At 32.2% G+C, this 10487-nt stretch carries 7 protein-coding genes; all 7 read left to right on the top strand.

Going from position 1 to position 10487, the window contains the following annotated elements:
- On the top strand, positions 1-1242 hold a 1242-nt coding region (locus JJQ60_RS21745; RefSeq protein ID WP_201924751.1), incomplete at its 5' end, for a non-ribosomal peptide synthetase.
- Between the two features lie 56 nt (positions 1243-1298).
- Positions 1299-2816 (top strand): serine hydrolase domain-containing protein, encoded by a 1518-nt coding sequence (locus tag JJQ60_RS21740; protein WP_201924750.1) that lies wholly within the window; start codon positions 1299-1301, stop codon positions 2814-2816.
- A 40-nt stretch (positions 2817-2856) separates the two neighbouring features.
- Complete coding sequence (locus JJQ60_RS21735) at positions 2857-3813, top strand: TauD/TfdA family dioxygenase (protein ID WP_201924749.1); 957 nt, start codon at positions 2857-2859, stop codon at positions 3811-3813.
- 12 nt (positions 3814-3825) lie between these two features.
- A complete protein-coding gene (locus tag JJQ60_RS21730; RefSeq protein WP_201924748.1) occupies positions 3826-4617 on the top strand; it encodes an aspartate/glutamate racemase family protein in 792 nt (263 codons plus the stop codon).
- 80 nt (positions 4618-4697) lie between these two features.
- Positions 4698-7772 (top strand): cyclic peptide export ABC transporter, encoded by a 3075-nt coding sequence (locus JJQ60_RS21725; RefSeq protein ID WP_201924746.1) that lies wholly within the window; start codon positions 4698-4700, stop codon positions 7770-7772.
- Between the two features lie 113 nt (positions 7773-7885).
- Positions 7886-8881 carry a cupin-like domain-containing protein gene (locus JJQ60_RS21720; RefSeq protein WP_201924745.1) on the top strand — a complete coding sequence of 332 codons (996 nt, stop codon included), beginning with the start codon at positions 7886-7888 and terminating at the stop codon, positions 8879-8881.
- Between the two features lie 104 nt (positions 8882-8985).
- Positions 8986-10487, top strand: a 1502-nt coding sequence (locus tag JJQ60_RS21715) for a condensation domain-containing protein (RefSeq protein ID WP_236669195.1), incomplete at its 3' end; no start/stop codon positions are given.

Here is a 10487-nt window from a genome sequence, read left to right as displayed (position 1 = left end):
CATTCTTTTGATGTTTCTGTAGCCGAATTGTTTGGATGGTTTCATTCTGGAGGTAGATTATCGATACTCCCTTCAGGGTTTTCAGCTAATACGGATAAGATTATAGAAGCGATTGATCGTGATCAGGTTACGCACATCAGTTTTGTGCCTTCAATGTTTTCGATTTTTGTAGAAGGGCTTAAGAGTGGTGGAGTTGATAAGCTATCGAGTTTAAAATACATTTTTCTGGCTGGAGAGGCTCTTCCTGGTAGTTTGATCGATGATTTTAATGCTCTTAATACTGGTATTGTTTTAGAAAACATTTATGGTCCAACCGAGGCTACTATTTATTGNAGTAGTTATTCTACTTCAGATTGGCAAGGGCAGTCCAGAGTTCCAATAGGGAAGCCGTTAAGTAATATGAAGTTATTTGTTATGGACTCAAGTTCTAAGTTGGTTCCTGTTGGAGTGCCTGGAGAGTTATGCATAGGAGGAGCGAGTTTGTCTAGAGGATATATGAATAATGATTCTCTAACCAATTCGAAGTTTGTTAGGGTGGCTGATTTAGAGGATCAACGAGTATATAAGACTGGTGATTTAGCACGATGGTTACCCGATGGTAATATAGAGTATCTGGGGCGTATAGATGATCAGGTAAAAATCAGAGGATTTAGAATAGAGTTGGAAGAGATCTCTACGAGTTTAAATCAATATAGTGAAATCGGAAATAGTGTTGTTGTGGTTAAAGAAAAATCGGGAGATAAGTTTATTGTCGCTTATTACACTTCAGATTCAGAGCTTTCAGGTTCAACCTTAAAAGAGTTTTTATCTAAGCAACTTCCAGAGTATATGTTACCCACTTTTTATGTTCATTTAGCAGAGCTTCCTCTTAACTCAAGTGGTAAAATAGATAGAAAAAACTTACCTGAACCAAAAATTGAACTACAGGATAATTATGTGGCACCTTCTAATGCAGTTGAAGATCAAATTACAGCAATGTGGTCAGAAGTATTGTCGATTGACAAAGAAATGATTAGTGTAAACAAGGGCTTTTTTGAACTAGGAGGACATTCTTTAAAAGCTATGGTTTTAGTTAATAAAATCGCTAAGGAGTTTGATATGGTATTTCCTTTAGAAAAGGTTTTTGAGAAGCCTACCATTAAAGAACAAGCAGAGTTTATTGAGATCAATCAATGGTTATTTAATGATAACGATACAGATCTTGAGCAAAATAATGAAATGGCAGAGGAGATCATTATTTAAATTGTAATCCTCTATACACACAGTAAAAACTTCTTACAAATCAAAAAAATATTAAAATGAATTCATCAGAAAACAGTAAAAAAGGGATTGAGTTTAAAAAACTCAAAACCATTTGTAAAGTATTAATTACAATAGCATTTATAAGCTATACCCAATTAACGATATCCCAAGAAAGCAATTCTTTTACTTCAAATGGAAGAGAAATAAGTATTGCAGACTTCAATAAAGAAGTAAATCAAATGATCAATAATGTTGGTATTTCTGGACTATCGCTAGCAATCATAGAAGATAATAAAGTAGTATTTAATAACTTTTACGGAAATGAGATAGCATCTAATAACAAAGAGATTAATAACGAAACTGTATTTGAAGCCGCTTCTTTAACAAAAATGTATTTGGTTTATGTTGTTCATCAACTGGTTCATGAAGGTAAGATAGATTTGGATAAACCAATGTACCAATATTTAGTGCATAAAGATTTAGAACATGATGCTAGGTATAAGCAAATTACGCCAAGAATGATTTTGAGCCATTCGTCTGGTATCGAGAACTGGCGATGGAACAACAATAAAGAACTACTTGAAATACTTAGTAAACCAGGAGAAAAATTTGTGTATTCAGGCGAAGGTTTTGAATATCTGGCAAAGGTTGTAGAGCAAATTCTGAATGAATCTTACCAGGAATATGTCAATAAGCGAATTATAAAACCTTTAAAACTAAAGAATACCTATCTCAAGTATGAAGAAGGAAAGGAAAACTCCTTAGGAGTTGAGCAACCAAGAAACTACACAGATGGATATAACATATTTGGCGAAAAAGTAAAGAAATGGAAAAATTTCAGAACTATCCCTGCATCGGGAGCCCATACAACTGCAGAAGATTATGGGAAATTTTTGACATTCTTTTTTGATGAAAATAACTTACCTAAGGAAAGAATTGATGATTTAGTTAAACCAATAGTTGATGTCGGATACGGAAAGGATAAGCTTTATATGGGAGCAGGGTATTTTATGATCCTTAATGAAGGAAATAAAATAGCTTCTTTTAGTGGAAATAATAATGGTTTTAGATCTGAACTTTTTTATTCTATACCCCAAAAAAGAGGATTCGTATTTTTCACCAATAATGATAATGGAAAATTAATTACAAAAGCGTTAAACAAGCTTTCAACTAATTTTGATATAGATTTTCTATTCGAAGATTCTTTTTTTGAGCAATATCCAAGTGCAGCGTTAAATCTTCAGAAAAATTATAGAAAAGAAAAAAACGTAGACAAGTTATTATTAGAGTTAGAAAAAATAAAATCTACAGGAGGGTTAACTGCCAACACGTTAAACGAACTTGGAGAGCTATTTAAAAACAAAGAACCAGAACTATCGGTCAAGCTTTTTAAAGATAATATTAAGTTATTTCCTCAAAACCCTAACCAATATGGATTTCTAGCCAATATTTATCTGAAGGATAAAGATTATAAGCAAGCCTATGATTACTTCTTGAAGGCTAAAGAACTTGAATTTAATTTATGGAATATAGAACAAGATATTTCATACTGCAAGGAAAAGATTGCTAACTAATAAACAAGGTAAATATTAATCAAAAATAGTAAAGAACAAGATGAGCAAATCAAATATAATAGACATACAACAACTGCCACTTTTATTACCATTAGATAATTTAAGTCCTGATAATTTTATTAGTTATTATTTAGAGAATAAAGAAGAGATTGAAGAAAAGTTGTTAGTATACGGAGCCTTAAAATTTCAAGGAATTCAAATCAAAGATTTAGAAAATTTCCAACATATCGTACACTCAATTTCTAATAAGTTTTTGAATTATGTAGATGGAAATTCCCCTAGAATAAAACTTTCTGGAAATGTCTATACATCGACTGAGTATGATAAGACACAAAAGATCACGATGCATAACGAGTTGTCATATTCTGCAAAATGGCCTAACAAACTTTTTTTTAGTTGTTTGATTCCTTCAGAAACAGGAGGAGAAACATTATTAGCAGATAGTAGGCAAATCTTACAGGTTATGAATAAAGAAATAGTCGAAGAGATTGAAAGAAAGGGAATTACATATGTTAGAAATTTAAACGGGGGTAATGCAGGAATGGGAGTGTCATGGCAAGAAACTTTTGAAACCGATGATAAAAAAATGGTTGAAGAGTTTTGCAAGTTGAATAATGTTGATTTTGAGTGGACAGGCAATGATAATCTTAGAGCTAAACAATACAGTAAGGGTATCACGACACATAGAATAACAGGAGAAAGAATTTGGTTTAATCAAATCGATCAATTCCATCCATGTCATCTTGGAGAAGAAATCGTTGAATCGATGAACATTATTTATGACTCACCAGAATGTTTTCCGATGTATGTCAAATTTGGAGATGGTACCGAAATTACAGAGGCTTTTGTAAAAGAAATTTTGGAAACCATAGAGAAAGTTACAATAGCTCCTAAATGGAGCGAAAATGAGCTTTTGATTGTGGATAACGAGATGGTAAGTCATGGTAGAAACTCATTCACTGGGGACAGGCATGTAATCGTTGCGATGTCCGAATAAAATAGGTATTAAATGATGACTTTAGAACAAAAAAATATCATAGGGATTATAGGAGGAATGGGGCCTCAGGCAGGATTAGATCTGTTTAAGAATGTATTGCATAATACACCTGCTACGATAGATCAAAATCACCTTTCTACAATTCTAATGTCATTCCCTAAAGAAATTGCGGATAGAACGTCATTTCTTGAAGGGCAAGTGCTTGAAAACCCAGCCTATAGTATTGTTAGAATTATAGAAAAGCTAGAATTCGCAGGAGCAAATATAATTGGTATGGCTTGTAATACCTCTCATTGCCCAGAAATTCTGAATGTCATTGAAAATGAATTAAAAGAATCGGATAGTAAAGTCAAGCTTATTAACATGCCCATCGAAACATGTAAATATCTGAAAAAGAACTATAAAAAATTTTCTAAGATAGGGCTTATGACAACAAATGGAACCTATAAAACGGGGTTGTATAAAAATTTGTTAGAAGAATATAACTTCACTCCGATAATTCCAAATTTTCATTTTCAAGATACCGTTATAAATAAAATGATCTATGATCGAGACTTTGGGATTAAAGCTTCAATCAATAGTGACCATCCAGAACTAGTTTTATTAATTAACGAAGCAATATCTTTTTTTAAACAACGAAAGGTTGATGCTATTGTATTAGGATGCACAGAGCTTCCATTAGTTTTTAAGAAGAAGTGTATCAAGGATATATCATTTATAGATCCTGCAAATATACTAGCCAAGGCTTTAGTTAGAGAAGCTAAACAAAATGTAGGTTCTCTGGCTAACATCTTATACACATAAATACCTTATCCAATTTCAACTCGCGGCATAGAATTGCGAGTATTTAATCACTTATAAATATGAATATTTTGATGGAAAACATGGCAAAAATCAAATTGTTAGTTTTTTTCTTTATGCTTTTAGGAATGTCTTTTTCTAATTACGCACAAAAGGATGAAAAAGAAATTCTGGAAACCAATCTAGAAGAAGATATACTTAACTTAATAGAAGAAGGAGATATTCCTGGGCTTAGTCTTATTGTTATAAAAGATGGAAAGCAAACAATTAAAAATTATGGCTATGCGAATGTAGAAGAGAACATTCTGGTTTCAGATAGCACACGTTTCGAATTGGCTTCATGTAGTAAAGCTTTTACGGCTTTGGCTTTTCAGAAATTTGTAAAAGATTATAAAATTAATCTTGACACACCAGTCTCAATATACATTCCATGGTTCAAATTATCTTATGAAGAAGTAGAGCAAGAAATAACACTTAGGCAATTATTGCATCATACAAGTGGGATTCCGCAGTCTACCCTAGCAGAAATACCTGAAAGTAATGAGTATAACGCCTTAGAAAATACGATTAAAAAAATTGTTGGTACTGAGTTATCCAATCTTCCTGGAAAAAAGTATGAATATGCTACGGTTAATTATGATGTTTTAGCTCTTGTTATTGAAAACGTAAGTGGAGAAACTTTTGAAAATTACATCAGTGAAACAATATTTAAAGAGTTAAATTTAAATCATACTTCGATAGGAGTTGGAGATAACACTAAGAATACATCAAAAGGGTATAAAATTGGTTATTATGAAGCCAGACCTTTTGAAGCTCCTATATATAAAGGTAATAATGCAGCAGGTTATGTGATTTCCAATGCCACAGATATGGGGAAATGGCTAAAATTTCAAATGGGAAGCACACCATCACCTTTGTATCCTTTAGCCCAGCATACCCAACTAAGGGATGCTACGGTGGCTCCTCATGGTAATTCATCGTATGCAATGGGTTGGGAGGTTTCTCTGTCTGGTAACAACGAGATTTATCATAGTGGTTTAAATCCTAATTTTAGTTCATATATTACCTTAAAACCTAAAAAAGGTATTGCAGTTGCTGTATTGGCAAATTCTAACAGCAGTTATACCAACATCATAGGTGATAAAGTAATGAATACCATTTCTGGTGTTAAAGAAAAGAAAGAATATGATCCTGGAGACGGTAATGATGGAGCTTTTTCTTTAATATCCTTTATAATTAGCATTTATGCTTTATTAGCCTTGATTCATTTTGGAGTTGTGATGTATCAGATCTTAAAAGGAGAGCGAAAGTTCAGAAAATTTAAGTTGAACGATGTAACAAGTTTTTTTACAACATCGCTTTTTGTTGCTATTGTTTTATTAGGAGTAGCATTGTTGCCAAAGGCTATGGCGGGATTTACTTGGGATGCTACAATAGTATGGGCTCCAATAAGTTTTGCAGTTATGGTTATAGCTATACTACTAGCAATAACGATTAGTTATGTATCTTATATTTTTTCATTCTTATTTCCAGGAGATTTGTCCTTTAAACAAAAGCTACCAAGAATTGTTTTGGTAAGTATATTTTCGGGGATATCTAATATGGCAGTGGTATTGCTTATTACCTCTTCGTTCAATAGCAATATTGAATTAAAATATTTGAGTTTTTACTACTTTCTAACTTTAATGTTATATATATCTAGTCGTAAATATGTACAAACTACTTTGATTCACTTCACCAGAGATCTGATATACGAAAAACGAATTAAGCTTATAAGTCAAATATTTTCTACATCCTATCAAAAATTCGAAAATATCGACAAGGGAAGAGTGTATTCAACTTTAAATGATGATGTAAGCATGGTAGGTAATTCTGTAAACATGATTGTAAGTTTTGTAACAAGCTTGATCACGGTAGGAGGTGCATTTATTTACCTGGCATCAATAGAGTTTTGGGCTACGATCCTAATTTTTGCTACAATAATTACCGTTTCTGCAATATACTTTGCTATTAGTAACAAAGCAGAAGTATATTTTGAAGAAGCTAGAGATACCCAAAATACTTTTATGCGTTTGTTGAGTGGATTGATTGATGGCTTTAAAGAAATTAGCTTACAATACAAAAAGAAGTTAGAGTATAAAGGTGATATAGTTTCTGTAACTAACATTTTCAAGAGTAAAACTACGATTGCTCACGTAAAATTTATTAAAGCATATTTGGTTGGTGAATCAACATTTATACTCTTACTAGGGCTTATAGCGTTCGGAATACCAGAAATATTTCCAGAGATTCAATTATATACTATCATGGGTTTTGTTGTGGTGTTATTATATCTCAATGGACCTTTGAATACTATATTTACTTCGTTACCAACAATTATGCAAGTGAAAATTGCTTGGAATAGGATCCAAAGCTTTATAAATGAAATCCCAGCAAATTTAAATATTGAAGTTCAGCCAAATATTATTGATAAAGAATTGGTGTATAACTTAGAAGCTAGTGGACTAACGTACAAATATAAAAATGAAGAAGGAAGAGAGAGTTTTTCTATAGGTCCCGTAAATCTTGAAATAAGTAGAGGAGAAATCCTTTTTATCATTGGGGGTAATGGAAGTGGAAAAACCACACTAGCAAAACTATTAACAGGTTTATATGAACCAAATTCGGGCAAGATTGCAGTGAACAATGAAGAAGTTGTTGGTTCGCAGTTAAGTGAATATTTTTCAGCTGTTTTTAGTCCTTGTCATTTATTCCATAAGCTCTATAACGTAGATGTTAGTGATAAGGAAGATAAAGTTGAAAAATACTTAAAACTATTAGGGCTTCAGGATAAAGTAGAAATAAAAGATAATGCGTTTACCACATTAAATTTATCTGCAGGACAGCGAAAAAGGTTGGCTTTATTGCAATGTTATCTCGAAGATTCGCCTATTTATCTTTTTGATGAGTGGGCTGCAGATCAGGATCCTGAATATAGACGATTTTTTTACAGAGAATTACTTCCTGATATGAAAAAAAGAGGTAAAATCATCATTGCTATAACTCACGATGACCACTACTTTGATGTTGCAGATAAAATTATCAAAATGGATGTAGGAAGAGTTGATTTAGTATCTAATGATTATAAAGTAGATCGTTTACTTACGCTAACTAAATAATAGCGCTAATTTCAATTTACATCCTTTACTATATAGCATTAATCTAGTTAGTTAAAGACTCTCTCTTTTTTCTTATCAATACCAAATTATTTCATCTTATAAAAACTAAAGAAATGAACACCATTATAGAAAATACTATTGAATTAGACCCCGTTTCAGAATATACTACAAAAACTAAGGGATTTACAGGACTTAATGACGATTTATTTTCGGTGCTGCCAGGTATTGAAAAAGCTAAAGAAGCACCAAGTATAGACGTGTCTGATTTAAACCAACAAAACTTTCATAATGATTGGGTGTCTAACAACAAACCATGTCTTATAAAAGGAGCGATCAAGCATTGGCCGGCAACTCAAAAAGTAAAGAATGAAGATTATTGGTTGTCTGTATGTGATGATTTTCATATAAGAGTATATCCGCACATGAATTATAATATGTGGGATAGGCAAAAAGTTGATAGCGAAAGAATTACTTTTCATAATGCGATAAAGAGACTTCATAGAAATGAAGATTATATCTTAAGTATTCCTTCCGAAAAAATAGCCGAAGGAAATAGGTTTTCAGAATTAATAAAAGAAATGCCCGGTTTCTCTTTTTTATCCAATAAAATAAAACCTAGAATGTATGATCAAAGAAGATTTTTTATGTATCGACGGGCAGCTACAAGTTGGCACTATCATAATGTAGATGAAACTCTAATGTGCCAAGTAAGTGGAGCTAAAAAAGTAGCACTTTTACCCCCTGATATACCAAAAGCTAAGCAGATATGCGATTTTTTAACAAACGAAAAATATCTAAATGAAGAAAAATTGGATGAATCATTACAATTAGAATCAATGGTTGTTACAGTAGAAGAGGGTGATGCTTTGTATATCCCTCCATATTGGCATCATGCGGTAGTGCCTGTAGATGGTAATATAGGTTTTACTTTGGCTTATTGCTGGAAAAGTCCTTGGTATAAACTTGGAGATTTATCAAATTATTTTGTTAGAAAATTATATAAAGATGGTTTTTGGCCATTAAAACTGACTTCTTTGATAATGCCTTTTATAGGAGTTGTTTCTATAGGACATCATCTGATTAACAAGCTTTACAAAGTATTCAAATAGTCAGTGTAATACTTTAATTACTCTAAAACCTTCTCAAACATTCACATTTTTGATTTTTATGAAATGTGACGTCACGATAGATGATGTAAAGATTAAAATTTATTATGGAAAATTTATTATTAAAAATACGAAAGCATAAGATCGGTTTACATTTAGATAATGGTGCCTTACGATTGAATGTTCCAAAAAATAGAGATGTCCGTGAAATCCTTGAAGAAATCAAAAGGCACAAGGTTGAACTTATTAGATTTATTGAAAACAATCAAACGGTTAATTCTAAATTTAAGGTTATTGAAAAGGCTCCAGAGAAAGATTATTACACTTTATCCTCTGCACAAAAGCGAATGTATTTTTTATACACTCTTGATAAAACTTCTTTGAGTTATAATATGCCTCAGGCAGTTTGTTTAGAAGGAGATTTAGAAATAGATCTTTTGAGAAAGGTTTTTAATACCCTTATAGCCCGTCATGAGAGTTTGAGAACCGTTTTTAAAATTGTGGATGAGGTACCTGTTCAAAAGATCCTTGATAATCAAGAGATTGATATATCATTTTTTAATTCGACAGAATTAGAGGTTCCTAAAAAGATTGAAAGCTTTATTCGACCTTTTGATCTAAACAATGGTCCACTAATTAGAATTGGTGTTATTCGGTTGAGTCAGAGAAAACATATTTTGATGTTGGATATGCATCATATTATTACTGATGGTGTTTCAAATGGTGTCTTTATAAACGAATTTATGGCATTGTATACAGGCAAAACTTTATCTCCATTATCTGTTCAATACAAGGATTATGCAGAGTGGCAACAACAAGATAGCCGACAATTAGAGATTTCTGATCAAAAAGATTTTTGGCTGAATTTGTTTAATGAGGTAGCACAGCCACTTAATCTACCAACAGATTTTAAACGCCCAAGAATAAAAGGATATCAAGGGAGAACGATTAGTTTTACTCTGGATACCGAGCAGACAAAGAAATTAAAGTCTATCAATGAGGAGTTGGGTAGTACAGGTTTTATGTTGTTTTTATCGATGTATCATATTTTACTCTACAAGCTCACTAACCAGAAAGATATTGTTATTGGTACCCCTGTTTCAGGAAGAGAGCATGAAGATCTAAATAATATGATCGGTATGTTTGTCAATACCTTACCTCTTCGAAATGAGCTTAAGAGTGAATATACCTTTAGAGAGTTTTTATCTATAATTAAGACCAATACCCTGGCATGTATTGGTAATCAATCGTATCAATATGAGTCGCTTATCGATGAGTTGCAGGTTAAACGAGATACGAGTAGAAACCCATTGTTTGATGTATTGTTTTCTTACCAGAACTTTATGGAAGGAGGGCTTGATATTCCTGGACTAAAATTATCTCTTTATGAAAATGATATTGATATTTCAAAGTTCGATATGAGTCTAATAGCGACTGAAGCGAATAACGAATTCTCTTTGCACATTACATATTCTACGGAGTTATTTAGTTCTGATACTATCGAGAGGTTTATTAGTTATTATAAGCGTATTGTAAATTCTATTATTGCTAATGTAGATATCAAGCTTAGTGATATTAATATTTTGTCTACACAAGAGCAGAATCAACT

Origin of the sequence: Aquimarina mytili, from assembly GCF_016735115.1 — a bacterium.
Taxonomy (GTDB): Bacteria; Bacteroidota; Bacteroidia; order Flavobacteriales; family Flavobacteriaceae; genus Aquimarina; species Aquimarina mytili.
This window is presented reverse-complemented; position numbering and strand designations above follow the sequence as displayed.